The following is a 26069-nucleotide window of genomic DNA, read 5'->3' on the forward strand; positions in this document are numbered from 1 at the left end:
TTTTAGAGTGTTGCTTGGGCTACTAGTTCTGCTGCTTGTTGCGGGTATTGCTCTAACTATGCCTGCCGTACAAACTAGGATAGCACGTTATTTTACGGATACTGTGAATAAAGATTATGGTACAAATATAAATGTTGAAGGTGTTTCAATTTCAGTTTTTGGAGGAGTTAAATTTAAAAATGTATTAATAAGAGACCACCGAAAGGATACTTTGATATATTCGGAGCGTATTGCTACCACTATTCTTGAAGGCAAAAAAATGCTGAATGGAGATCTTATTTTTGATAATCTGGATGTTTACGGATTACTTTTTAACCTAAAAACATACAAGGGTGAAAAAGAGACGAACATGGATAAGTTTATTAAATCATTTGAGACTGGAAAACGTTCCAATCGAAAATTTTTAATGAAAGCCAATACCTTACAAATTTACGATGGAAGATTTATATTAATTGATGAAAACAGAGAAACACCAAAAAATGTAGATTTTACAAAATTGAATGCATCGGTTACTGATTTTTTAATTTTTGGACCAGAAGTTTCTACCAGTATTAATATGATGTCCTTTCTAGATTTTAGAGGATTGTATGTTAAAAATCTGAAATCGAAATTTTCATATTCCAAAAAAAATATCAAACTTGAAAAACTAGATTTGCAAACCAAGGAATCCTCACTCAAAGGAGAAGTTATTCTTAAATACAAAATTGAAGATTTTTCTAATTTTAATGATAAAGTAGTATTTGATATTCAATTAGATGCAGCTAATATTGCATCAAATGATATTCGATATTTTTATAAAGAATTAGGTAAAAACCAGCGATTTACTTTAAAATCAAAGATCAAGGGAACGCTAAATGATTTACAGTTTTCTAAGTTAAATTTAATTGATGAGCGAAAAACACAGTTAATAGGTGACATCAATTTCAAGAATTTATTTGCTAGAAAAGGACAACAATTTTCAATGTTTTCTAAGTTTGATAAATTGACTTCTACTTATGATGATTTAGTTGTAATTCTGCCGAACATTTTAGGCAATAAACTGCCTACTTCTTTACAAAAATTAGGACGTTTTAGTACTGAAGGGACTGCATCTGTTACAACTACAGCCGTTGAAGCTGATTTTTCTATGATAACAGCATTAGGGAAAGTAACTTCAAATTTGTACATCAATAACATTAACGAAATTGATAAAGCATCCTACATTGGTACTGTAATCTTAGATAATTTTGATTTAGGTACCATGATTGATCAGAAAGATTTAGGTAAAGTTTCTCTTGATATTGATGTAGATGGTCAAGGGTTTAATCAAAAGTATTTGAACACTGCGGTGAATGGTCAAGTAAGCCAAATAGAGTTTAAAGGTTATAATTATACAAATATTACTTTAAACGGTAATCTTGCGAGTCCTAATTACATTGGAGACATCCAGATTGATGATCCAAATTTGAAAATGACTTTTGATGGCGCTTTAGATTTAAGTAAAAAAGATAGTAAATATGATTTTCAAATTAATGTTCTCAATGCCGATTTGAAAAAATTGAAATTGATGAATGATCCTGTTTCTGTTTTCAAAGGTGATGTTGAAGTACAAGCATCTGGGAATTCAATAGAAAATTTTGAGGGAACTGTTTTTATCAATAAAACATCTTATAAAAATGCAAAAGACACTTATGTTTTTAATGATTTTACTATCAATTCAACTTTTGATGATAATAAAGTAAGAACTATAACTGTGAATTCTCCGGATATTGTTCAGGGAGAAATTGTAGGAAGATATGAATTCAATCAATTGCAAAATTTAGTAAAGAATTCGTTAGGAAGTTTATACACTAATTTTAAACCGATAAAGGTTAAAAAAGGTCAGTTCTTAAATTTTAATTTTTCTATCTACAATAAAATAATTGAGATTTTTTACCCAGATATTGCCATCGGAGCCAATACAATTGTCAAGGGTAATATCAGTTCAGATGATCATGAATTTAAATTAGATTTTAATTCCCCGCAAATAACAGCTTCAAACATAACATTTGATAATATAAGAGTAGCTGTTGATAATAAAAATCCGCTTTATAATGCATTTGTTGAGCTTGATAGTATAAAAACCAAGTATTATAAAATAAGAGATTTTAGTCTTATCAATGTGACACACAAGGATACTTTGTTTTTTAGATCTGAGTTTAAAGGTGGTCCCAAAGCCGAAGATTATTACAATCTAAACTTGTATCATACTATCAACAAGGACAATAATAATGTTGTAGGTATCAGTAAATCTGAAGTCAAGTTTAAAGATTATTTGTGGTTTTTAAACGAAAATGAAACGCCTGATAATCAAATTGTTTTTGATAAATCTTTGGAGAATTTTGACATTGATAGGCTGGTACTTTCTCATGAAAATCAGTCTATAGCATTGGATGGAAATCTAAAAGGGAGTGATTTTAAGGATTTGAAATTAAGTTTTAAGGATGTTAACTTGAACCAAATCACCCCCACAAACAATAAACTAGTTGTACAAGGAAATATAAATGGTGAGATAGATTTTAAACAAAATAAAAATATTTACCAGCCTACTGCTTCAATAGTCATTGATAAATTAAACGTCAACAAAACAGATTTGGGTGTTTTGAAATTTGATGTTGAGGGTGATGAAACTTTTAAAAAATTCACCATAAACTCAAACTTAGAAAACGAAAATTTAGAATCATTTAATGCCGACGGGAATTTTGAAATTGTCAATAAAGAAACCATTTTAGACTTAAAATTAAAATTTGATAAGTTTAATATTGCAACGCTTAATTCCCTAGGTGGTGATGTTTTATCCAATATAAGAGGTACTGTAGGTGGTAATGCAAGTATTGAGGGCAACTTACAAAATCCTACAATTAACGGAAGATTATTTTTAGACAAAGCAGGTTTGACAATTCCATATCTTAACGTGGACTATGGTTTGAGTGACAATACCATAATAGATTTGACAAATGAGAAGTTTTTGTTTAGGAACAATACCTTAACAGATACTAAATATGGTACAGTAGGAAATTTAAACGGGTATATCGGACACAATAATTTTTCAGATTGGAAATTAGACTTGGCCATAAATTCAAAAAGATTAGTAGCATTAGATACAAAAGATAGCGAAGATGCAGCATACTACGGCACTGCTTTTATTGATGGTAGCGCAACAATTAAAGGGCCTACCAATAGTTTATTTATAAAAGTTGATGCCAAATCAGAAAAAGGTACAGCTGTTAAAATTCCGATTAATAATGCCGAAAGTGTAAGTGATAATGTATTTATTCATTTTGTTACAGAAAAAGAAAAATACAACATTAAAAACGGGATTGTTGAAAACACACGCAATTACAACGGTTTAGAACTTGAATTTGATTTTGACATTACGCCAGATGCTGAGGTTGAAGTGATACTCGATCGAAATACAGGTCATGGTATGAAAGGTAAAGGTTTTGGGTCTTTACTATTTAAAATTAATACCCTTGGTAAATTTAACATGTGGGGAGATTTTCAGGCATATGAAGGAACTTACAATTTTAAATATGGAGGTCTTATTGATAAAAAGTTTGCAGTAAAAAAAGGTGGGTCAATAACATGGGAAGGTAATCCTATGAAAGCACAACTTAACCTTGAAGCTATTTATAAAACAACGGCAAATCCAGCAGTTTTATTAGATAACGCGTCTTTTAATTCAAAAGTTCCAGTAGAGGTTGTGATAGGCGTGCGAGGAGATTTAACAAGTCCTGAGCCTGATTTCAATATCGAATTCCCTACGGTAAGTACTGTTTTGAAATCGGAAATTCAGTATAAATTAAATGATAAGGATGTAAGACAAACGCAAGCTTTGTATTTATTGTCATCGGGTGGTTTTTTAAGTCCTGAAGGTGTAAATCAATCAGATTTTTCAGGGAGTTTGTTTGAAACGGCTTCAAGTATTTTGGGTGGAATCATTCGCTCTGATGATGAAAAATTTAAAGTAGGTCTAAATTTTATTGGAGCTGACAGGCGATTAGGAAAAGAAACGGATGGTAGATTTGTTGCTACAATTTCATCTAAAATAAACGAACGTATTACAATAAATGGCAAGTTAGGAGTTCCGTTTGGAGGAATTAATGAGTCTGCAATTGTAGGCGATGTTGAGGTGCTTTATCGTGTTAACGAAGATGGGACTCTTAATCTCAGACTTTTTAATAAAGAAAATGACATCAATTATGTAGGTCAAGGTATTGGTTATACCCAAGGTTTAGGGGTGTCTTATGAAGTAGATTTTGATACTTTTAAAGAGTTGGTAAATAAAATCTTTAAAAACCTTAAAATAGAAAAAGTAGGAGCATCTCAATCTGAGGATCAAGATTCTGAAATGGCTCCAGATTATATTAATTTTTCTAAATCCAAGAAAAAAACTCCAGAACCAATTAAGAAAAATCAAGAAGGCCTTCTGCCAGAGGAGTATTAAACAAGAATCATACTTGTAAATTATACTTTGCTACAACTGCTTATTTTTTATGAGCAGGAGTCCAAATTATTTGAATTTCATTAGAAATATCTGAATTACAATCCTTTATTTTATTTAGCATTAAAACGTTAATATTTTACTAAAAGTGAATAAATTTTCACTTTTACTAATTAATAGCGTAATTTAATAGTGTTTTAAAAAAACTTATCAACGAAAACGTTTGAATTTAAGACAGCCTTTTAATTAATAAAAAACACTGTCTCATAAGTGGTTAATGTTTGTTAGTTTTACACTTTAATATTATAAAAATGCCAAAAACAATTAAGAAAGTAGGTGTTCTTACTTCAGGTGGAGACTCCCCAGGAATGAATGCAGCAATTCGATCTGTAGTTAGAACTTGTGCTTACCATAACATAGAATGTATAGGGATTTATAGAGGATACCAAGGTATGATTGAAGGAGACTTTAAAGATATGGGACCTCGTAGTGTAAACAATATTGTAAATAAAGGAGGAACCATATTAAAATCTGCGCGTTCCCTAGAATTTAAAACCCCAGAAGGTAGAAAAAAGGCACATGAAAATTTAACCAAAGCAGGTATAGATGCACTGGTTGTAATAGGAGGTGATGGAACTTTTACGGGTGGATTATTATTTAATTCAGAATTTAATTTTCCAGTAATGGGAATCCCAGGAACTATAGATAATGACATATTCGGTACGAGTCATACTTTAGGTTATGATACAGCATTAAATACAGTTGTTGATGTTATTGATAAAATAAGAGATACAGCAAGTTCACACAACCGCTTGTTTTTTGTTGAGGTGATGGGTAGAGATGCGGGACATATTGCTTTAAATGCAGGTATAGGTGCTGGAGCAGAAGAGATATTGATTCCTGAAGAAGATTTAGGACTAGATAGATTACTCGAATCTTTACAGAAAAGTAAGGCTTCTGGAAAATCATCAAGTATAGTAGTCATTGCCGAAGGTGATAAAATTGGTAAAAATGTATTTGAACTTAAGGATTACGTAGAGGCTAATTTACCAGAATATGATGTTCGAGTTTCTGTTTTAGGTCATATGCAGCGTGGAGGATCCCCTTCTTGTTTTGATAGAGTTCTAGCAAGTAGGTTAGGTGTAAAAGCAGTTGAATCGTTACTAGAAGGTAAATCGAGTTATATGGTAGGGTTGCAAAATGATCAAGTAACATTGACGCCTTTGGAACAAGCTATTAAAGGAGAATCCATGATTGATAGAGAATTATTAAGAGTATCAGACATTATGTCGACATAGTTAATTAAAGTTTATTGTGAGGAAATTAGACTTTAGGTAGAAAAGAAAAATAAACAAAAAAATTAAATTAAAATGTCAAAAGTAAAATTAGGAATTAACGGATTTGGTAGAATTGGAAGAATCGTTTTTAGAGAAACTTTTAATAGAGATAATGTAGAGGTAGTAGCAATAAACGATTTATTAGATGTAGATCACCTAGCTTATTTATTGAAATATGATTCAGTTCACGGTCGTTTTGACGGTACTGTTGAAGTGAAAGAAGGAAAATTATATGTAAACGGAAGAAACATCCGTATCACTGCCGAAAGAAATCCAGCTGATTTGAAATGGAATGAAGTAGATGTTGATGTAGTTGCTGAATGTACAGGTATTTTTACAACTATAGAAACTGCTAGTGAGCATATTAAAGGAGGTGCTAAAAAAGTTATTATTTCTGCTCCATCTGCAGATGCACCAATGTTTGTAATGGGAGTAAATCATGAAACCGCAAAAGCATCAGATTTAGTGGTTTCTAATGCATCTTGTACTACCAATTGCCTTGCACCATTAGCTAAAGTAATTCATGATAATTTTGGAATTGTAGAGGCGTTAATGACAACGGTTCATGCTACCACTTCAACTCAAATGACAGCAGATGGTCCATCAAAAAAAGACTGGAGAGGCGGACGTGCTGCAAGTGTTAACATTATACCATCTTCTACAGGCGCTGCAAAAGCAGTAGGAAAAGTTATTCCTGAATTGAATGGAAAATTAACTGGTATGGCTTTCCGTGTTCCTACTGTTGATGTATCTGCAGTAGATTTAACGGTAAAAGTTGCTAAAGAAACTTCATACGAAGAGATTATGGCAGTTTTAAAAAATGCATCTGAGACAACTATGAAAGGAATATTAGGCTATACTGAAGACGCTGTAGTATCTCAAGATTTTATTTCTGATAAAAGAACTTCAATTGTAGATGCAACTGCTGGAATTGGATTGAATTCTACTTTTTTCAAAATAGTTTCTTGGTATGACAATGAGTATGGTTATTCTAGTAAGTTAATTGATTTATCTGTGCACATTGCAGGGTTAAAATAATTCTTTATATATTTACAAATCCCGTTATCATGCTGTAACGGGATTTTATTTTTTGTTGCTTTGGTATAGAAATTAAATGGTTATAACTTGATATTAAACGGGTAACACACACCAATAAACTAAAAAAAAATGAGACTAATAGTTGATAGCGGATCTACTAAAGCCGATTGGATTGCGATAGATGACAATGGTAAAATTTTATTTACAACACAAACACTTGGGTTAAACCCCGAAGTGCTAGAACCAGATGAAATTATTGAAAGATTGAACGATCGTTTTGATATTTTACACAATAAAAAGAATGCTACTCATTTATTCTTTTACGGTGCAGGTTGTGGTACTGAAAGGATGAAAATAGCACTTTCTCAAGTTTTTCAAAACTATTTTGTTAACGCAATCATTGATGTTAAAGAAGATACCTATGCAGCTGTTTATGCTACTACTCCAAAAGGAGAAAAAGCAATAGTGTCTATACTAGGAACAGGATCAAATTGTAGTTACTTTGATGGTAAAGAGTTGCATCAAAAAGTACAATCTCTAGGTTATATTGCTATGGATGATTGCAGTGGAAATGTTTTTGGGAAAGAATTAATTAGAAAGTATTACTTTAACAAAATGCCAAAAGAATTGGCTGTTGAATTTGAAAAAGAGTATGACTTAGATCCAGATGCTATAAAAAGCAAGTTGTATAAGGAGCCTAATCCTAACGCTTATCTAGCTACTTTTGCAAAGTTTTTAATTCAGCATAAAGAGACAGAGTTTTGCAGGAAAATAATTTTCAAGGGAATGAAATCTTTTGTTAAAAATTATATCAAGCAATTTGATAATTGTAAAGAGGTAAAAGTTCATTTTGTAGGTTCTATTGCTTTTTACTTAAAAGAAGAATTACAGGAAACTTTTGATAAATATGAACTACAATTGGGTAATGTTTTAAGAAGACCTATTGATGGCTTAATCGCTTATCACAATTTAAATAAATAGAGCCACATTATATAAAAGTCCTTACTAATTCTTGCAAAGCGATGCTTTTTTAAGAATTAGTAATGACTTTTTTTATATTCAATTTACAGTTTTAAACACTGTAAATTTATATTACAATATGGCAATCATTGAAATTTCTACATTAACATTTTTTGGTAAACAAGCTACCTGGACAGTTTCACGAGCAGGAGCTGATTTTTCGTCAAAATAGGAACCGTAAACCGTATTTATTTGAGCAAAATCATTCATGTCCATGATGAAAATAGTTGTTTTAACAACATTTTCAAATGTCATTTCTGCTGCTTCAAGAACTGCTTTCATGTTTTGCATTACTTGCTCGGTTTCAGCCTCAATTGACGATGTTATTAGTTCTCCAGTTGATGGATCTAAAGCAATTTGACCAGAAGTATAAAGTGTATTCCCTTTTAGTACAGCTTGGCTATAAGGACCTATTGGAGCAGGAGCATTTTTAGTGAAAATTATTTTTTTCATGTGGCATTAATTTGAATTAGTTTTAAAGTTACCTGTTTATAGTACTACGTTTATCCCATTTGATATCACTTAATACACCAGATTTTATCCCGATAAAGAAACCCCAGTTTGCATTTGTACCAAAAGGGGACCAGTTAAAATCCATTCGCCAGCTTAACAAATCACGCTCAAAACGCAACTGAGTGAACGTAACTCCTTTTTGAACAAAATCATATCCTGTTGATACACCAGCTTTCCATTTGGGCGTTATGTCAGCATTGGCAGATATCATAATTGAGTTTCCTATGATTTCATTTTCTCGATTATTGTTTCCATACGTTAGGGAATAAGCAAATGTCATGTCCCAAGGTAATTTGGAATTAAAAAACTCAGATTCTGTGTTTTCTTCTTCATTTTCTTCATCCTCGTCAAATAAACTTCTACGGCTATCGCCAAGATCTACATTAGTCCCAAATAAATCGTCTTCTCTACCACCATTTCGTTTGCTTAATGAATTTTTATCTTTCTTTGTTTTGTCTTTTCCTTGACTTGTAATGGCATAATTTATAGTCATATTAGAGCTCGTCATTCTAAAAAGACTACCACCGTTATTGATGTTGAACACATTTATTCGGTTACCCGAATTATCAATAGCGTAAGGATCAAGAGTGGCTCCAAAATTGACATTCATTTTATTATCTAGTAAATTTGTACCACCACTTACTCGAATTGGTGCTAATGCTAATGTTGTTTTACCATCGGCATTCATGTTGTATGATGTAGAAAAGTTAAGGTTGTTAAGTAGCATTATTTTTTTGGACTCCACTTTAGTACTGTCCTTGTCTGTTACCTTTGCTTCCAGCGTATTGCTTAAATCAAAACCTAAAATATTAGAATTGTTTAATCCTGGTGCACCATAAATTCCGTTTTCAAATCGGGTATATTTTTGCATTTTTCCTGAACCATCGGCAGCATAAGTATCGTAATATTTTTCAAAACTTGGTGTGTACCCATAAGAAATGGAGGGCCTCATTACGTGACGAATTGATTTTATTTTTTTGTTTTCACCAAAATTGAACGTTCCATATATTGTTGTTCCTACACTTGATGAGAAAGAATAGGTTCTAAAAGCGTCAAAACCATTAACGGTTCTATCAACTACTCGATTTTGTTCTATATCAAAGCTTTTGTTAATCGTTTTTATATACCAAATTTCTTCATAATTCATTGATGTAGTAGCACTAAAATATTTGAATAATTTAAAATTTGTACTCAACGGGATGCTGTGTTGAAAACCTATTTTTGCATCACGAAACATCTGGGGTTTAAAAAATAAAGAGTCATTAGTTACGATACTATTTCTACCGTTTAGGTTGTATTGTAAATTGATATTCTTAAAAAAACCTTTTCTCACTCCGTCTTTACCTACAAAAGGATACATTCTGTCTACGCTTAATTGTAGAGTAGGTAAGGTCATGTTGATTTCCTCTGTTTGTGTGTTTTGAGAATGTGTAGCTGTCAATGACATACGCACTTGTGGTACTGAAGTAAATGTTTTGGAATAAGATACTGAAGAACTAAGTGTATTGTTTAGGTTTGATCCTATGTTAACTTGATTAATGGACTGCTGGAAATATTTGCTGCTTCCTAAATTCACAGAAGCTGAAAAAGTAGAATTTGGACTGGATTTTGTATCCTTTGAATGGGACCATTGGATGTTGTAAATGTTTTGTTTAGAATAGTCAGGATACCCTCTTTCACTATTGATTAAATTTTCAAAACGCACATTGATGTTACCACGGTAATTGTATCTTTTGGCATAGCTTGACTCAAAACGCATCCCATAGCTACCATTGGTATAATAATCTCCTAATACGGTTAAGTCATAATTATCGCTCAAGGCAAAATAGTAACCTAAGTTTTGCAAAGAAAAACCACGGTTGTTAGAGTCGTTGTAACTAGGTAATATTAAACCCGAAATGCTGGTTTCCTTGCTCATAGGAAAAAACGCAAAAGGCAGCGCAATAGGAGTAGGCACATTTGCAATAACCATATTAGTTAATCCAGTAACTACTTTTTTGCCGGGAATAAATTTCACTTTATTGGTTTGGAAATAATATTCAGGATTGTCTACATCTTTTGAAGTGGTAAAACGGGCGCCTTTTAAAAAATATACGGAGTCATTTTCTTTTTTAGTAACTGCAGCTTTGATTTTGAATTCGCCTTGATCTGAACGAGAATTCCAAATTAGCGCTTTTTTTGTTTTAAAATTAAACCGAATAGAATCGGGTTCTACTACATTGGCACCTTGCTTAAAATTAGGATATTGAATGTAAGCACCTGCGGAGTCTTTTAATCTTCCTGCATAGACTTCATTTTTTTCATAATCAAGTACAATTATACCAGATTTAAGTTCTACATCTTCATAATATAATTCCGCTTGATCGTTTAGTGTGATTAATTTTCTCTTTTGATCAATTTTGACATAATTACTAGCTTTGTAACGTACTTTCCCGTTCAAAAATACTTTCTTGCTTTTTACAGTATCAATCTTAATAGTGTCTACTTTTTTTACAGCAAGATTATCATCCTTTTTAATTGTAAAAGATGATTTGGGTTCGGAATCAATTTTATTTTGAGCTTTTACATTCGGCTTCTTTTTATTGATATCTTGCGCGTATGTTGTAGCTGAACCTATTGATAGGATAATAGATATTAAAACGATATTAAATAAGTTTGTATGCAAAGGTTTAAATGCTATTTTTGTAAAATGATGGCCTATTTTTTGAGGAGTCAAACTTACAGATTATTTTTGGTCAAAAATAGTCAAATTAATAATTTTATAACTGTAGTCTTTTAATTAAATTAACGTATCACAACATGTCTTTTTCAAGTAATAATAAATTATTGGTATCTTTTATTTTGTTGATGAATTCCGTTTTAGGTTTTAGTCAATCAAGTAACTTTAAGGTAACGCTAGATGCGGGTCATGGTGCACATGATTTTGGGGCAGTTTATGAAGGTAGGATCGAAAAAAATATTGCATTAGCGGTTGTTTTAAAAGTAGGTAAAATTTTAGAATCAACTCCTTATATGGAGGTCAATTATACTCGAAAAACAGATGTGTTTATTGATTTGATTGAAAGAGCCAATATTGCAAATCGATTTAACGCAAACATATTTGTATCCATACATTGTAATGCAAATAGAAACACTCTTGCTGACGGAACTGAAACCTATGTGATGGGTTTGAGTAAAGTTTCATCAAACTTAGAGGCAGCCAAGAAAGAGAACTCTGTAATTACTTTGGAAAAGGACTATAAACAAAAATATGAAGGTTTTGATCCTAACTCACCTGAAACCATGATTGGTATGACCCTCATGCAAGAAGAATACTTAGATAACAGTATTTCACTTGCTAGTAAAGTGGAGGATGCATTTGAAAATTTAGGAAAAAAAATACGGGGAGAAGGGGTGAAACAGGCTCCTTTTATGGTATTGCATAAAGCCTATATGCCTAGGGTCTTGATTGAAATGGGGTTTATTTCAAACACCATAGAAGGTAATATTTTAAACTCTGAAGAGGGTCAAAACCAGATAGCAAAAGCTATTTCGGATGCAATTATTAGCTATAAAGCGGAATATTATGGGACTAATGAAATTGAAAATACACAAGAAGTATTACCCCAAGACAAAATAGAAAAACCTATTAATGAAATTATCGAAACGCCAACTACACTAAATATACAATCTGGAGTTAATCCTGCAGCTGTTTTACCCGCGGCTAATGATAATGCATCAACAGTTTATAAAGTCCAATTGATGGCTAGTTTGACAAACTTAGATACAAGTTCAAAAACTTTTAGAGGGCTAGATGCTATTTCTGTAATTACCGAAAATAAATATTTTAAATATTTGTATGGAAATACAACGGATTATGAAGCAGCTAAGAAAGATTTGAAAATCGCAAAAGATAAAGGTTTCAGCTCTGCTTTTTTAATTGCTTACAAAAATGGTGAGAAAGTCAGTATTAAAGATGCCCTTAAATAAATCCTCCAAAAAAGGATCCTAATAATTTTACACCTATATATTTTGCATAGCGTTTTAAAAATAAAAACAAAATGTGTCGTTTTTTTTCTAATGGCAAGCATAGCTGTTTTTTCTCAATCTAAAAATAAATTTATTGTTATCCTTGATGCTGGCCACGGAGGTAAAGATCCTGGAAATTCCTACCATGGATTTATAGAAAAAGAAATTGCACTAAAAACGACTTTGCAACTCGAAAAGCAGTTGAATGAAGATCCAGATATTAAGGTAATTCATACCCGCAAATCAGATGTTTTTATTGAACTCAAAGACCGACCTCACAAAGCAAATAGTCTGCATGCAGATTTGTTTATTTCCATTCATTGTAATTCAGTAAATAATCCAGTTCCATACGGGACAGAAACATTTGTAATGGGTTTGACCCGAAGCAAAGGAAATCTTGAAATTGCCAAACAAGAAAATTCAGTTATACTTTTAGAAAAGGATTATAAAAGAAGCTATAAAGGTTTTGATCCAAAAAATCCAGAAACATTAATAGGTTTAAAAATTTTACAAGAAGATTACTTAGATCGAAGTATTCGATTGGCATCAAAAATAGAAGGTAATTTTATACACAAACTCAACAGAAAATCTCGAGGTATCAAACAAACTCCATTGTGGGTGTTGGATGCTGCATACATGCCAAGTGTTTTAATTGAGCTTGGTTTTTTAAGCAATAAAAATGAGGGGACTTATCTCAACTCGGCGGAAGGACAAAAAAACATGGCCCAAGCAATTGCATCTGCCATAATAGCTTACAAAAAAGAATACTTTGATACAAGTTCTTCAAATGACAATGATGATTTGAAAGAAGTTTCAAAAACGAAATCCTCCTCTGTAAATAAAAAAATAACAGTTAAGGCGCCTTTGTCAGATATAAATTCGAAACCATCTAAAACTAATGTTGTTTTTAAAATACAATTTGCATCTGGCAATAAAAAGTTGGATTTAAAGCCTCAAAATTTTAAAGGTTTGAAAGACGTTTCAGTTCAATCAAGTTCTGGATCTTTGTTCACTTATTTCTATGGAGAAGCAAATACGTATGCAATAGCAAAAGAAAATTTAAAAAAGGTTCAATTAAAAGGATATACAACTGCTTATATTGTAGCGTTTCAGAACGGAAAAAACATTAGTATTAAAGAAGCGCTTAAATTATTATAACAAGTCAAATATTTTATATTAAATTTGTAAAAAATACTTGAATTTTGAAAATAACACGAGAAATTAAAACTGCAATTTTAGTAATTGCATCTATATCACTTTTTATTTGGGGTTACAGTTTTTTAAAAGGAAAAGACTTGTTTACAGATTACAAAACCTTTTTTGTTGAATATAATAGTGTTGAAGGTCTTACATCATCGGCTCCAGTAACTCTTAATGGCTTGATTATAGGTAAAGTAAACAGTATTACTATTAATGCGAATACAGGTAAATTGCTTGTAGAGTTACAGTTGAAAACTGATTTTCCTATTACAAAAAGTAGTGTTGCATCATTGTATGAGCCAAGTTTTATTGGCGGAAAGCAAATAGCGATTATGCCTAATTTTAATGATAAAGAATTAGCTGTTGAAGGTCAGTTTTTTCAAAGTGGAATTAAGCTTGGTTTAACCGATAAAGTAGGGGATCAATTAGCGCCTTTGCAAGATAAACTTGAAAAATTATTAGGTAATACAGATAAACTAATTTCTGGATTGAATAATGTTTTAGATCAAAAAGGTCAAGCTGATATCAAATTGACTCTTGCTGAATTGAGTCAAACAGTGGCTGAGTTTCATAAACTTTCAACTAGTGTGAATGATTTATTAGCTACAAACAAAACACAAATAAACGGTGTTGTTACTAACTTGAATAAAGTTTCAGTCAACTTTTCAAAAATTTCAGATTCTTTAAACAAAGCTGATTTAGGTAAAACAGTGAAGAACCTAAATACTACTCTAGGACGTGTAGATGGAATTATGCGTAATTTAGAGTCTGGAAATGGTACAATAGGGAAATTATTAAAAGACGAATCTTTTTATCAAAATATTAAAACTTCTACCAAAGAGTTGGAATTACTTCTTCAAGATATTAGATTGTATCCTACTAGATATGTAAATATATCAGTGTTTGGAAAGAAAAACAAGCCATACGTAGGAGCACAAAAAGATTCTATTCAAATAAAGTAAATATATTAAAATGAGCTACTTAGACAATATTTTATTTGCCATAATATTGGCAATAGGTTTCGGATATTTTTTTGTAAGTATCAAAAAAATAAGAAGGAATATCAATTTAGGAACTGATGTTAATCGTACGGATAATCCCAAAGCAAGATGGACTAATATGGCCATGATAGCACTAGGACAATCAAAAATGGTAAGGAGACCAGTAGCAGGGATTTTACACATTATAGTCTACATTGGTTTTGTAATCATTAACATTGAGTTGTTAGAAATTATTATTGATGGACTTTTTGGTACACATAGAGTTTTTGCTTTCTTGGGAACTACTTATAATGTATTAATTGCTTCATTTGAGATACTTGCTGTTTTAGTTTTAGTGGCTGTTTTTGCTTTTTGGAGCCGAAGAAATATTATTAAATTAAAGCGATTTGTAAGTTCAGATTTAAAAGGCTGGCCTAAAAGTGATGCTAATTACATTTTGTATTTTGAAGTGGTGTTGATGACATTATTTTTATTAATGAACGCTTCTGATTTGCATTTACAAAACGTTCCAGGAGGTTACGGACATTTTATAAAAGCAGGATCTTTTCCAGTGAGTCAGTTTATTGAGCCTATTTTTAATGGACTTTCAAATGAATTAGTGATGCTATTATCAGAAGGTTTCTGGTGGGTGCATATCATTGGGATTTTGATTTTCATGAATTATCTTTATTTTTCAAAGCATCTTCATATTTTATTGGCTTTTCCAAATACGTATTTTGCTAACTTGAATGCACAAGGTAAATTTGATAATTTACAATCGGTTACCAATGAAGTTAAATTAATGATGGATCCTAATGCCGATCCTTTTGCAGCAGCACCAGTAGATCCAAATGCGGTTCCAAGTAAATTCGGTGCTAGTGATGTGCAAGATTTAAACTGGGTTCAGTTGTTAAATGCTTATACCTGCACAGAATGTGGAAGATGTACCTCTTCATGTCCTGCAAACAATACAGGTAAAAAATTATCTCCTAGAAAAATCATGATGGATACTAGAGATCGTCTTGAGGAAGTAGGAAAAAATATAGATGCGAATAAAGGTGTTTTCATACCAGATAATAAATCGTTGTTGAATGATTATATTACTGCAGAAGAACTATGGGCCTGTACTTCATGCAACGCTTGTGTTGAAGAGTGTCCTGTAAACATCAGTCCTTTATCTATTATTATGGATATGAGACGTTATTTAGTAATGGAACAGAGTGCTGCACCAATGCCATTAAATGCTATGATGACCAATATTGAAAACAATGGTGCACCATGGCAATACAACCAACAAGATAGATTAAATTGGAAAAATGAATAATCCATTGTAACGGATTTCATTATTGTATTTTTTTAATACAAACACAAATTATCATATAACCGAATTAATAAAAAAGTATGTCAGAAAATTTAATAGTGCCAACCATGGCCGAAATGTTAGCTCAAGGAAAGCAGCCAGAAGTTTTATTTTGGGTGGGCTGTGCAGGAAGTTTTGACGATAGAGCAAAAAAAATTACGAAAGCTTTTGTTCGGATTTTAAATAGATCTAATGTTTCTTTTGCTGTTTTAGGAACCGAAGAGAGTTGTACAGGAGATCCGGCAAAAAGAGCTGGAAACGAGTTTTTGTTTCAAATGCAAGCCATGATGAACATTGAAGTTTTGAATGGTTATGAAGCAAAAAAAATAGTTACTGCTTGTCCTCATTGTTTTAACACGCTCAAAAATGAGTATCCAGAACTAGGAGGACATTATGAAGTAATACATCATACAGAATTTTTGAAATCGCTACTTGATGATGGTAGACTTACTATTGAAGGTGGTCAATTTAAAGGAAAGCGTATAACTTTTCACGACCCTTGTTATTTGGGTAGAGCCAATAACGTTTACGAAGCTCCTAGAGATTTAATAACGAAACTTGATGCAGCTCTTGTTGAAATGAAACGATCAAAAGCTAATGGACTTTGCTGTGGTGCGGGTGGAGCACAAATGTTTAAGGATGCTGAAAATGGAGATAAAGAAATTAATATTGAGAGAACAGAGGATGCATTAGAGACAGCTCCTGATATTATTGCCGCAGGGTGTCCATTTTGTAATACGATGATGACAGATGGTATCAAAAACAAAGAAAGAGAAAGTGATGTCAAGGTAATGGATATAGCTGAGCTTATTGCCAATGCTCAAGACTTGTAATGATGAAAAAAATAATTATAGCACTTGTTTTAATTTTCAGTACAAATTCTTTTTCTCAAGACATGTATGACATTATTGGTAAAGAAACTTGTGCTTGTCTTGTAACAAAAAAATTAGATTATCAAAAACTAGATAAGAAAGAATTACAAACTCAAGTAGGGTTGTGTATGATTCAAAGTTATACGAGTCATATAAATGAATTCAAGCAAGAGGATAAGATTCAGTTTGATGATCAAGAAGGAATGCGAAAAATGGGCGAGAAAGTAGCACTAAAAATGTTAGTCAACTGCCCCGAAATTATTCTAGAGTTAGGCAAATCAACTCAGAAAGATATTGGTGATGAAAGTGAAGATGAACTTGTAGTTGATGAACCCGCGGATGTTTTTATAGAAGGTCAAGTTACCGCTATTAAAAAAGATCAATTTGTTTCTTTATTGGTAAAAGATAAAAACGGAAGAGCTTATAGTTTTTTATTATTGGATTACTTTGAAACAGCATCTGTATTGACTAATAATGAACTTAAAGTTAAAGATTCTGTAAAAGTTGGTTACACTGAGATTGAACTTTTTGATGTAGCAACAAATAAATTCAAATATTTTAAAATTTTAACAGATATACAGCGTCAATAAATTCTAATTGCCCTGAAATTACAAATACAATTATATGTACGTCCCTTTTGAAAACTTACCCGAAGATTCTAGAATTTGGATTTATCAATCCAATAGAAAATTCTCTGATGCTGAATTTGCTGAAATAGAAACTTCATTACAATCTTTCTTAGAGCAATGGGCAGCACATGGAACTAGTTTAGAATCTTCTTATCTATTAAAGTACAATAGGTTTATAATTATTGCTGTAAATCAAGAAGTACAAGCAGCTACAGGTTGCTCCATAGACGCTTCTGTAGAGTTCATTCAATCATTAGAACAAAAATATACGGTTGATTTATTAGATAAAATGAATGTGACTTTTAAGTTAGGAGAACACATTGCTCATAAAACGCTAATTGATTTCAAAAAAATGGTGAAAGACAAAGCGGTTACTGAAAACACTGTAGTTTTTAATAACCTGGTAAACACTATTGAAGAATTTAATGAATCTTGGGAAGTTGCTGCTATGGATAGTTGGCACAGTCGTTTTTTTTAAAAATACTTTTACTTAATTATAGTCTTTAAAACTAAATATTAAAAAAACGTTGAATGCAGAAAGCAAGAATTCAAATTCTATATTGTTTCTTTTTTTTGATAGGTTTTAGCAACTTATTTTCTCAAAATCTAGATATAAAAGTTTTAAGAGCTATACACGTTGAACGCAATCAAAATTTTGATTCTCAATTTAACAATATTACAAATAGTGCCGTACCAGTAAGTATTGCAACTCCAGTACTGATGTATTCTATTGGGTTAATAAAGAAAGATAGTACACTTAAACATAAAGCAATTTTTATTGGCGAAGCATTTCTTGTAAATGCTTTTATTACAAAAGCATTAAAAGTAGCTGTTAATAGAGCACGCCCGTTTGACACTTATTCAGATATTGTTCCAGTTGTAACATCTACGGGTACATCTTTTCCTTCAGGTCATACTTCTATTGCTTTTTCTACTGCAACCTCATTAAGTATGGCGTATCCTAAATGGTATGTCATTGTACCTTCTTTTTTATGGGCAAGTAGTGTGGGTTATTCTAGAATGCATTTAGGTGTTCATTATCCCAGTGATGTGGCAGCAGGTGCGCTTATTGGTGCTGGATCTGCTTTTGCTACCTTTAAGATTAATAAATGGTTGAATAAGAAAAAGTTTAGAAAAATAGAAGGTGTTAAATAAAAAGCCCTTTTATTTAATAGTACTTATTTATTTTTTTTCCGTAGACATTTCTTTTTCATTTTTTTAAACTTCCACTTCTTTTTTTGAATAAGTTACTTTAATGAATGGTAATTAACATTAATTTCAGGAAACTCAATTCAAATTTACTTACTTTCGTTGTATTAAATAGTTTTCATGAAAATTGCAATTGTTTGTTATCCTACTTTTGGAGGTAGTGGCGTAGTAGCCACAGAACTTGGTCTTGAACTAGCGAGACGTGGTCACGAAATTCATTTTATTACCTATAGACAACCGGTGCGTCTTGCATTGCTAAGTCCAAATGTACATTACCATGAGGTTAATGTACCTGAATATGCCTTGTTTCATTATCAGCCTTATGAATTAGCGCTATCCAGTAAACTGGTAGATATGGTAAAGTTGCATCAAATAGAATTGTTGCATGTGCATTATGCTATTCCGCATGCTTATGCAGGTTATATGGCAAAACAAATGCTAAAGGACGAGGGAATAAATATTCCTATGGTAACTACACTGCATGGTACTGATATAACTCTTGTAGGTAACCATCCTTTTTATAAACCTGCTGTAACTTTTAGTATCAATAAATCTGATTTTGTAACTTCGGTTTCTCAGAGTTTAAAAGACGATACCTTAAAATTATTCAACATAAAAAATGAAATTGAGGTCATTCCTAATTTTATAGAGTTGGATAAAAATAAAACCGATACTAATTTTCCTTGCCAACGGTCAATCATGGCTAAAGAGAATGAGAAAATCATTACCCATATTAGTAATTTTAGAAAAGTAAAACGAATTCCTGATGTGATTAAAGTTTTTTATAACATTCAAAAAGAGATTCCTGCGAAGCTTATGATGGTGGGTGACGGTCCCGAAAAAGAAAAAGCAGAGGTTCTTTGTCAAGAACTTGGTATTCAGGATAAGGTGATATTTTTTGGTAACAGTAATGAAATTGATAAGATTTTATGTCTCACAGATTTGTTTTTGTTGCCTTCACAAACGGAAAGTTTTGGACTTGCGGCACTTGAAGCAATGGCTTGTAATGTTCCAGTTATTTCTAGTAATTCTGGTGGATTAGCCGAGGTGAATTTTGATGGTGTTTCGGGATATTTAAGTGATGTGGGAAATACGGACGAAATGGCTCTTAATGCGTTGAAAATACTAAAAGATGAAAAAACATTAGCAGTGTTTAAAGAAAACGCCTTTGAAGTTGCTAAACAATTTGATATCAAAAACATTTTACCCTTGTACGAAGCTTTGTATCTAAAAGCTATTAACAAATACAAATAATCAAAGTGGTATTGGAAATCTAAATTTTTAAAACATGAATAAAATAGTTATGGGTGTTATGATGATAAGTTTGTTTTCATGTGCAACAGGTAAGCCAGCAATAGCTGATTCAAAAAAGTTATATGAAGTACTAACAGAACAGACTTATGGAGGTGCTGCTATTCGGTTTTATGAAATTTTATCAGAGCCAAATGAAATAAAAATGATTCAAAAAGATGAAAATCTTAAAAACAGCATTAAACCTACAGATTTACAAAACTCGAATTTTGTGATTCTCAATATGGGTCAAAAAACAAGTGGCGGTTACAGTATAAATGTTGAGAGCGTAGTAGAAACACCTACTCAAATTATAATTAAGGTAAAAGAAATGGCACCTGAGCCAGGCGGAATGGTTACACAAGCCTTGACAAACCCTTTTTGTGTGGTGAAGATTAACTCGAAAAAAGAAATTATTTTTCTGTCTAGTCCTGAAAAAGTGATACAGGATTAATAAAAAATAAAAGTACAATTTTAGACAGTAGCAAGCTCTGGTTTGCTACTGTTTTTTGTTTTATAGGTTCTCATTTTAATTTTGTTTTGGTGATGCATCTGATTTGGAGTAAGCATGTAATTAGAATAATGAGGTCTGATTTCATTATAGATATCAATAGCTTCTTTTACAATTTTTTGCATGATTTCTGCTTTTTGATTGTATTTGTCAATCCTAAATTCCTGTTTTAAAATACCATTGATCCTTTCTGCCACTGCATTTTCATAAGGGTCAGAGTTTTGTGTCATACTGCATAGAATTTTATTTTTATTAAGTTGCTTTTGGTAGTCATTAGCACAATATTGAATCCCTCTGTCTGAATGATGTATCAATGGTAAGTTTTTGTTGTTTCTGTGTTTAAGAGCCATTTTAAAAGCCTTCAAACTGCTTTCTGTGTTCATGTTATCGGCAACATAATATCCCATAATCTTTTTAGAATAAGCATCTGTGACTAAGCTTAAATAGCAAGGATTATCTCTTTTTCCTATATAGGTTATATCAGAGACCCAAACTTGCTCTGGTCTGTTAATTTCTAAATCTAGAATTCGATTTTGATGTTTATTAAATCGATGATGTGAGTTAGTCGTTACATGATAACTTCGTTTAGGATGTATCAATAAATGATTGGCTCTGAGTATATCAAAGAACTTATCTCTTCCAATTTTCATTAATTGAAGTTTATCCAACAAAAGATAATATAGTTTTCGAGTACCTATTCTAGGCATTGTCTTCCTGATATTATTCACCATCAAAATCACTTCTTTGGCTTTGTTTTGTTTGGATGCTATTCTTCTAGTCTTTCGATAATAAACCTGTCTGTCTATCCCGAACAAATAACAGGTAAACGCTACTGTTTTTTGTTCTTTTGCTCTAAAGCGGGCGATTGTTCGGGTGCAGAGTTTTTTCGGATATCGATATGATATTCTTTCTCAGCTAAATCAATCATCATGTCAAACAAGATTGCTTTTTTATCTGCAACGTAAGCTTGTCGTTCTAAAAGAGCCTTTTGTTTTTCTAATAGCTTGACTTGGGCTTCAAGTTCCATAATTTTTTGTTCGGGTGACTTTGCCATATTCAAAGGGGATTGGTTTTCCCAATCAAAGTTACCAAATTTTCGTAACCAGCCCAGAACTGTAGCATGGCTTTGAATGCCATATTGTTTTCTAATTTGGGTAATTGATGAACTACCTTGCTCAACTTCTCTAACGATTTGAAGTTTTAAGGACATGCTGTAATCTCGCTGGGTGCGCTTTACATAATTCGTGTATTCTTCCATAACGATTGTTTTTGTGTATCGCTATTTCAGGACGGGACATTCAATAAAAAAAAGAGGCTATTTACGAATAAATAGCCTCTTTTTTTATGAATCTGTTGATTAGAATCTGTATCTAATACTTAATGCTAAATCTGGAGCAAAACTATCGTCTCTAAAATTATCAGAATTAAAGTAAAGTTCTGGTCTAATATCAAGACCTAATTGAATAGGAGCTTCTTTAAAGTTATATTCAAGACCTAAATTTCCAGCAACAAAAGCAAATGTACCGCTATCATCGATGTTATTGTTATTATTGAAATTATTATCATAACTCCAGCTTCCTAATCCACCACCTAGACCAGCATACCAGTTAAAACCACCATCAATGTTCCAAACCCATTGGTATAAACCTGTAAGTTTAAAAGCATCAACGTTATTGCTGTTTCTAAAACCTAAATCTAATTCTAAACGGTTGTTGTCGCCAAGACCTCTTTGGTATGAAATTTCTCCACCAAAACCATCACTATCTCCTAAACGAAGACCTAAAGCGTTTTTTGAAATATCTTGTGCTTGTGCTGTAAATGATAATGCTACTAACATTACTGCAGATAAAATAATCTTTTTCATTTTTGTTTGTTTTAATTATTTAGCAAATTTATTTATTTACTTGTTAATTGCGTTGTAAAATTTTATGTAAAAGTTTCATAATTTCCACATCAAGTTGTTTAAAGGTCTTAATGTGCTATTTAACCAAATTTTGCTTTACAAATATTTTTTTATTCGCAATAGATTGAGTCTCTATGAGGTCCTCCATCTCAAAAAGATTATCATCTTCCTCAAAATTCATCTCACTATAATGAAATAATTTCCACCTTTTATTATTGTATTCAAGAGATGTGAGGTTTTCTATCCAATCTCCAGAATTTAGATAGAGTGTAGAGCCACTTTTGGTTTCTTTTTTGATGATTTTTGGTTCGTGAATATGTCCGCAAATAACGTAATCGTATTTTTTTTCAATGGCTAATTCAGTTGCAGTTTTCTCAAAATCAGAAATGTGTTTTACCGCCTTTTTTACACTAGCTTTTATTTTTTTACTAAACGAATACGGCTCTTTCCCTAGTTTTTTTAAACACCAATTTGCAAACCGATTGATCAAAATAAGATAATCATAGCCTAAACCGCCTAATTTTGCAATCCATTTAGAGTGTTGCACAGAGGCATCAAATACATCCCCATGGAAAACCCATAATTTTTTTGAATCTAATGTTAAAATGAGTTTATCTACCAATGCAAAATTCCCTAAGGAGATATCACTGAACTTGCGTAACATTTCATCATGATTTCCAGTAATATAGTACACCTTTGTCCCTTTTGAGGCAAAACTGATGATTTTTTGAATAACCTTTAAATGTGATTTTGGGAAATATGATTTTCTAAACTGCCAGATATCAACAATATCTCCATTTAGAATTAGTATTTTAGGTTTAATAGAGGATAAATAATTAAGGAGTTCCTTGGCATGACTACCAAAAGTGCCCAAATGCACATCGGATATGACAACCACTTCTACTTTTCTTTTTTTCAAGGTTTTTTATTTTTTGAAGTTTAACAAAACAATTAAAAATAAATTAAGTAACATTGAATTAAAAGTTAAGATTAGCGATACAATATTAATTTAATAACAATAAATCTAAGAACTTGCTTAAAACTTTAAACACTAAACTTTTGAACTTTGAAGTAAAATGGTACTTTTGTTCAAAATCAAAATGAAATGGCAGGAAATAGTTTTGGAACATTGTTTAAAATCACAACATTTGGAGAATCTCATGGTGATGCATTGGGTGGTATAATTGATGGTTGCCCTTCTGGGATTACTTTAGATTTAGATGCTATACAATTTGAAATGTCTCGAAGAAAACCGGGGCAGTCAGCTATTGTTACCCAACGTAAAGAGCCAGATGCAGTTCAGTTCTTATCAGGAATTTTTGAAGGTAAAACTACTGGTACGCCTATTGGTTTTGTTATTCCAAATACCAACCAAAAATCGGACGATTATTCTCATATAAAAGATAATTACAGGCCTAGCCATGCTGATTACGTATATGAAAAGAAATATGGTGTACGTGATTATCGTGGAGGTGGAAGAAGTTCTGCACGTGAAACGGCTTCTAGAGTTGTTGCTGGTGCTATTGCCAAACAAATGTTACCCGAAATTAAAATCAATGCTTACGTGTCTCAAGTAGGACCAATAGCTCTCGATAAACCATACCAAGAATTAGATTTTTCTAAAATTGAAAATAATCCGGTACGTTGTCCAGATGAACAAGCTGCTGCCATCATGGAAGATTACATTCGAGGTATCCGTAAAGAAGGGGATACAGTAGGAGGTGTGGTATCTTGTGTAATTCAAAACGTTCCTGTGGGTTTAGGCGAACCTGTTTTTGATAAATTACATGCCGAGTTAGGTAAAGCTATGTTATCAATTAATGCGGTGAAGGGTTTTGAATTTGGTAGTGGTTTTGAAGGAGCAAAAATGAAAGGTAGCGAGCATAATGACTTGTACAATACTGATGGAACCACAAAAACCAATCTTTCAGGAGGAATTCAAGGCGGTATCAGCAATGGTATGGATATCTATTTTAGAGTTGCTTTTAAGCCTGTTGCCACAATCATGAAAGAGCAAGAATCTTTAGATAATCAAGGAAATATAACTGCTATGACAGGAAAAGGCCGTCATGACCCTTGCGTTGTGCCGCGCGCAGTACCTATAGTAGAAGCAATGGCTGCGATTGTTTTGGCAGACTTTTATTTGATAAATAAAACGTACTAAAGCAAGCTCCATAAATTGAAAAAAAAGAGCATCGTATTTCATGAAATATGGATTATTATGCTAAATACAATGTAACTAAATATCAAGTAATTAAAAATAATTTAATGGATCATACTACAAAAAAGACTTCATTTTTTTCAGGATTAACCGGGCAAATATTGATAGCAATGGTTCTTGGAGCCGTATTAGGGATTATAATACATAATAGTATAACTCCAGAAGATGCACAAAATTTTAGTAGTAAAATTAAAATTTTGGCTACAGTTTTCATTCGTTTGGTTCAAATGATTATTTCGCCTTTAGTATTTACTACACTTGTTGTGGGTATTGCAAAATTAGGAGATATTAAAGCTGTTGGAAGAATTGGCGGTAAAGCGATGGCTTGGTTTTTTACAGCATCATTTATTTCATTGTTGCTTGGAATGTTTTTTGTGAACGTTTTGAAACCAGGAATAGGACTTAATTTATCCAATGTAGATTTAGCGGCAGTGTCAGAAGTGACTGCAAAAACACAAAACATATCATTCGATAATTTTATAGAACATATTGTTCCTAAAAGTATTTTTGAAGCGATGGCTACGAATGAAATTTTACAGATTGTAATTTTCTCGATCTTTTTTGGATTAGCGGCTGCTTCATTAGGGGATCACGTTAAGCCAGTGATTACAGCATTTGACAAAATATCACATATTGTTTTAAAAATGGTAAATTTTGTAATGAAGTTTGCACCTATTGGTGTATTTGGTGCCATTGCAGGAGTATTTGCAGTGCGTGATTTTCAAGAATTAGCCATTACCTATTTCAAGTTCTTTGGTTCTTTTTTGATTGGTATTTCGTCTTTATGGATCGTTTTAGGAGTTGTAGGGTATATTTTTCTTAAAGGAAGAATGACTGTATTGTTAAAACGTATTGTGAGTCCGTTAATTATTGCTTTTGGAACAACAAGTAGTGAAGCTGTTTTCCCAAAACTTACTGAGGAGCTAGAACGCTTTGGGGTAAAAGACAGAATCGTATCTTTTATGTTGCCATTAGGATATTCTTTTAATCTTGACGGAAGTATGATGTACATGACATTTGCCAGTATATTTATTGCGCAAGCGTATGGTATAGATTTATCGTTAGGAACTCAAATGACGATGTTGTTAGTTTTAATGCTTACTAGTAAAGGTATTGCTGGTGTGCCAAGAGCCAGTTTAGTAGTAGTTGCCGCAACTTGCGGAATGTTTGATATTCCTATTGAGGGAATTGCTCTAATTTTACCAATTGATCATTTTTGTGATATGTTTAGGAGTGCGACTAACGTTTTAGGAAACGCTTTAGCAACTTCTGTAGTAGGGAAATGGGAGGGAAGTGATGATGCTGATGAAGTGGTTTCTTTATAGTAAGTTCACTTATTGATATAAAAAAAAGCAGTAAAAATTTTTACTGCTTTTTTTGTTTTAAGTTGTTTCAACTAACTAATACCTAGCTTACGTCTTGAGATTGGAAATTCAGTAGTGTATATAATATGTATACAATGACCATACTATATTAAAGATTGATTTGAATTTATTAGATTTGTTGGTACGTGTAA

At 32.1% G+C, this 26069-nt stretch carries 22 protein-coding genes; 16 read left to right on the plus strand and 6 right to left on the minus strand.

The features are described 5' to 3' along the window. Positions 1 to 58 precede the first annotated feature (58 nt). From K5V07_RS05700 to K5V07_RS05715, 4 genes are all read left to right on the plus strand, one after another. Complete coding sequence (locus K5V07_RS05700; protein ID WP_221916723.1) at positions 59 to 4465, plus strand: translocation/assembly module TamB domain-containing protein; 4407 nt, start codon at positions 59 to 61, stop codon at positions 4463 to 4465. Positions 4466 to 4773: 308 nt separating this feature from the next. After that, entirely contained in the window at positions 4774 to 5760 is a 987-nt protein-coding gene (gene pfkA, locus K5V07_RS05705) for a 6-phosphofructokinase (RefSeq protein WP_086454612.1), read from the plus strand. Between the two features lie 72 nt (positions 5761 to 5832). After that, complete coding sequence (gap, locus tag K5V07_RS05710) at positions 5833 to 6837, plus strand: type I glyceraldehyde-3-phosphate dehydrogenase (RefSeq protein WP_221916724.1); 1005 nt, start codon at positions 5833 to 5835, stop codon at positions 6835 to 6837. A gap of 129 nt (positions 6838 to 6966) precedes the next feature. Further along, complete coding sequence (locus tag K5V07_RS05715) at positions 6967 to 7818, plus strand: N-acetylglucosamine kinase (protein WP_144892200.1); 852 nt, start codon at positions 6967 to 6969, stop codon at positions 7816 to 7818. Between the two features lie 111 nt (positions 7819 to 7929). Here the strand turns inward: K5V07_RS05715 and K5V07_RS05720 are convergent, their stop codons facing one another. Next, complete coding sequence (locus K5V07_RS05720) at positions 7930 to 8310, minus strand: RidA family protein (protein ID WP_221916725.1); 381 nt, start codon at positions 8308 to 8310, stop codon at positions 7930 to 7932. 28 nt (positions 8311 to 8338) lie between these two features. After that, positions 8339 to 11086 carry a putative LPS assembly protein LptD gene (locus K5V07_RS05725; RefSeq protein WP_221916726.1) on the minus strand — a complete coding sequence of 916 codons (2748 nt, stop codon included), beginning with the start codon at positions 11084 to 11086 and terminating at the stop codon, positions 8339 to 8341. An 83-nt stretch (positions 11087 to 11169) separates the two neighbouring features. Here K5V07_RS05725 and K5V07_RS05730 point away from each other — a divergent pair, with 83 nt between their 5' ends. From K5V07_RS05730 to K5V07_RS05775, 10 genes are all read left to right on the plus strand, one after another. Beyond that, positions 11170 to 12339, plus strand: a complete 1170-nt coding sequence (locus K5V07_RS05730; RefSeq protein WP_221916727.1) for an N-acetylmuramoyl-L-alanine amidase — start codon at positions 11170 to 11172, stop codon at positions 12337 to 12339. A 90-nt stretch (positions 12340 to 12429) separates the two neighbouring features. Next, a complete protein-coding gene (locus tag K5V07_RS05735) occupies positions 12430 to 13536 on the plus strand; it encodes an N-acetylmuramoyl-L-alanine amidase (protein ID WP_144892192.1) in 1107 nt (368 codons plus the stop codon). A 44-nt stretch (positions 13537 to 13580) separates the two neighbouring features. Continuing rightward, on the plus strand, positions 13581 to 14540 hold the full coding sequence (locus K5V07_RS05740; protein ID WP_144892190.1) for an MlaD family protein: 960 nt from the start codon (positions 13581 to 13583) through the stop codon (positions 14538 to 14540). Between the two features lie 10 nt (positions 14541 to 14550). Next, positions 14551 to 15882, plus strand: a complete 1332-nt coding sequence (locus tag K5V07_RS05745) for a (Fe-S)-binding protein (protein ID WP_221916728.1) — start codon at positions 14551 to 14553, stop codon at positions 15880 to 15882. A 77-nt stretch (positions 15883 to 15959) separates the two neighbouring features. Then, complete coding sequence (locus K5V07_RS05750; protein ID WP_221916729.1) at positions 15960 to 16751, plus strand: (Fe-S)-binding protein; 792 nt, start codon at positions 15960 to 15962, stop codon at positions 16749 to 16751. A gap of 2 nt (positions 16752 to 16753) precedes the next feature. Then, positions 16754 to 17380 (plus strand): hypothetical protein, encoded by a 627-nt coding sequence (locus K5V07_RS05755; RefSeq protein ID WP_221916730.1) that lies wholly within the window; start codon positions 16754 to 16756, stop codon positions 17378 to 17380. A gap of 34 nt (positions 17381 to 17414) precedes the next feature. Then, positions 17415 to 17897, plus strand: coding sequence for an ABC transporter ATPase (locus K5V07_RS05760; protein WP_221916731.1), 483 nt, complete (start codon positions 17415 to 17417; stop codon positions 17895 to 17897). 53 nt (positions 17898 to 17950) lie between these two features. Then, positions 17951 to 18574, plus strand: a complete 624-nt coding sequence (locus K5V07_RS05765) for a phosphatase PAP2 family protein (protein ID WP_221916732.1) — start codon at positions 17951 to 17953, stop codon at positions 18572 to 18574. Between the two features lie 174 nt (positions 18575 to 18748). After that, positions 18749 to 19882 carry an N-acetyl-alpha-D-glucosaminyl L-malate synthase BshA gene (bshA, locus tag K5V07_RS05770; RefSeq protein WP_221916733.1) on the plus strand — a complete coding sequence of 378 codons (1134 nt, stop codon included), beginning with the start codon at positions 18749 to 18751 and terminating at the stop codon, positions 19880 to 19882. Between the two features lie 34 nt (positions 19883 to 19916). After that, entirely contained in the window at positions 19917 to 20372 is a 456-nt protein-coding gene (locus K5V07_RS05775; protein ID WP_221916734.1) for a protease complex subunit PrcB family protein, read from the plus strand. A gap of 20 nt (positions 20373 to 20392) precedes the next feature. Here K5V07_RS05775 and K5V07_RS05780 read toward each other — a convergent pair whose 3' ends face one another. The 4 genes from K5V07_RS05780 to K5V07_RS05795 form a co-directional block, all read right to left on the minus strand. Further along, positions 20393 to 21244: an IS3 family transposase gene (locus K5V07_RS05780; RefSeq protein WP_221916371.1), complete on the minus strand. Its 852-nt coding sequence runs from the start codon at positions 21242 to 21244 to the stop codon at positions 20393 to 20395. 14 nt (positions 21245 to 21258) lie between these two features. After that, on the minus strand, positions 21259 to 21687 hold the full coding sequence (locus tag K5V07_RS05785) for a hypothetical protein (RefSeq protein WP_221916217.1): 429 nt from the start codon (positions 21685 to 21687) through the stop codon (positions 21259 to 21261). 99 nt (positions 21688 to 21786) lie between these two features. Further along, positions 21787 to 22293 carry a hypothetical protein gene (locus tag K5V07_RS05790; protein WP_221916735.1) on the minus strand — a complete coding sequence of 169 codons (507 nt, stop codon included), beginning with the start codon at positions 22291 to 22293 and terminating at the stop codon, positions 21787 to 21789. Between the two features lie 115 nt (positions 22294 to 22408). Continuing rightward, positions 22409 to 23251: a UDP-2,3-diacylglucosamine diphosphatase gene (locus tag K5V07_RS05795; protein ID WP_144892172.1), complete on the minus strand. Its 843-nt coding sequence runs from the start codon at positions 23249 to 23251 to the stop codon at positions 22409 to 22411. Between the two features lie 186 nt (positions 23252 to 23437). Here K5V07_RS05795 and aroC point away from each other — a divergent pair, with 186 nt between their 5' ends. After that, complete coding sequence (gene aroC / locus K5V07_RS05800; protein WP_221916736.1) at positions 23438 to 24496, plus strand: chorismate synthase; 1059 nt, start codon at positions 23438 to 23440, stop codon at positions 24494 to 24496. 104 nt (positions 24497 to 24600) lie between these two features. After that, the gene (locus K5V07_RS05805) at positions 24601 to 25878 is read left to right on the plus strand and encodes a dicarboxylate/amino acid:cation symporter (protein ID WP_144892169.1); all 1278 of its coding nucleotides are present in this window, start codon (positions 24601 to 24603) and stop codon (positions 25876 to 25878) included. Positions 25879 to 26069 lie beyond the last annotated feature (191 nt).

This window comes from Flavobacterium sp. CHNK8 (assembly GCF_019774515.1).
GTDB lineage: Bacteria > Bacteroidota > Bacteroidia > Flavobacteriales > Flavobacteriaceae > Flavobacterium > Flavobacterium tiangeerense.

Coding starts and splice junctions, on each gene's coding strand:
- K5V07_RS05700 (WP_221916723.1), top strand. CDS start 59: ATGCCTGCCGTACAAACTAGGATAGCACGTTATTTTACGGATACTGTG.
- pfkA (WP_086454612.1), top strand. CDS start 4,774: ATGCCAAAAACAATTAAGAAAGTAGGTGTTCTTACTTCAGGTGGAGAC.
- gap (WP_221916724.1), top strand. CDS start 5,833: ATGTCAAAAGTAAAATTAGGAATTAACGGATTTGGTAGAATTGGAAGA.
- K5V07_RS05715 (WP_144892200.1), top strand. CDS start 6,967: ATGAGACTAATAGTTGATAGCGGATCTACTAAAGCCGATTGGATTGCG.
- K5V07_RS05720 (WP_221916725.1), bottom strand. CDS start 8,310: ATGAAAAAAATAATTTTCACTAAAAATGCTCCTGCTCCAATAGGTCCT.
- K5V07_RS05730 (WP_221916727.1), top strand. CDS start 11,170: ATGTCTTTTTCAAGTAATAATAAATTATTGGTATCTTTTATTTTGTTG.
- K5V07_RS05735 (WP_144892192.1), top strand. CDS start 12,430: ATGGCAAGCATAGCTGTTTTTTCTCAATCTAAAAATAAATTTATTGTT.
- K5V07_RS05745 (WP_221916728.1), top strand. CDS start 14,551: ATGAGCTACTTAGACAATATTTTATTTGCCATAATATTGGCAATAGGT.
- K5V07_RS05750 (WP_221916729.1), top strand. CDS start 15,960: ATGTCAGAAAATTTAATAGTGCCAACCATGGCCGAAATGTTAGCTCAA.
- K5V07_RS05755 (WP_221916730.1), top strand. CDS start 16,754: ATGAAAAAAATAATTATAGCACTTGTTTTAATTTTCAGTACAAATTCT.
- K5V07_RS05760 (WP_221916731.1), top strand. CDS start 17,415: ATGTACGTCCCTTTTGAAAACTTACCCGAAGATTCTAGAATTTGGATT.
- K5V07_RS05765 (WP_221916732.1), top strand. CDS start 17,951: ATGCAGAAAGCAAGAATTCAAATTCTATATTGTTTCTTTTTTTTGATA.
- bshA (WP_221916733.1), top strand. CDS start 18,749: ATGAAAATTGCAATTGTTTGTTATCCTACTTTTGGAGGTAGTGGCGTA.
- K5V07_RS05775 (WP_221916734.1), top strand. CDS start 19,917: ATGAATAAAATAGTTATGGGTGTTATGATGATAAGTTTGTTTTCATGT.
- K5V07_RS05785 (WP_221916217.1), bottom strand. CDS start 21,687: ATGGAAGAATACACGAATTATGTAAAGCGCACCCAGCGAGATTACAGC.
- K5V07_RS05790 (WP_221916735.1), bottom strand. CDS start 22,293: ATGAAAAAGATTATTTTATCTGCAGTAATGTTAGTAGCATTATCATTT.
- aroC (WP_221916736.1), top strand. CDS start 23,438: ATGGCAGGAAATAGTTTTGGAACATTGTTTAAAATCACAACATTTGGA.
- K5V07_RS05805 (WP_144892169.1), top strand. CDS start 24,601: ATGGATCATACTACAAAAAAGACTTCATTTTTTTCAGGATTAACCGGG.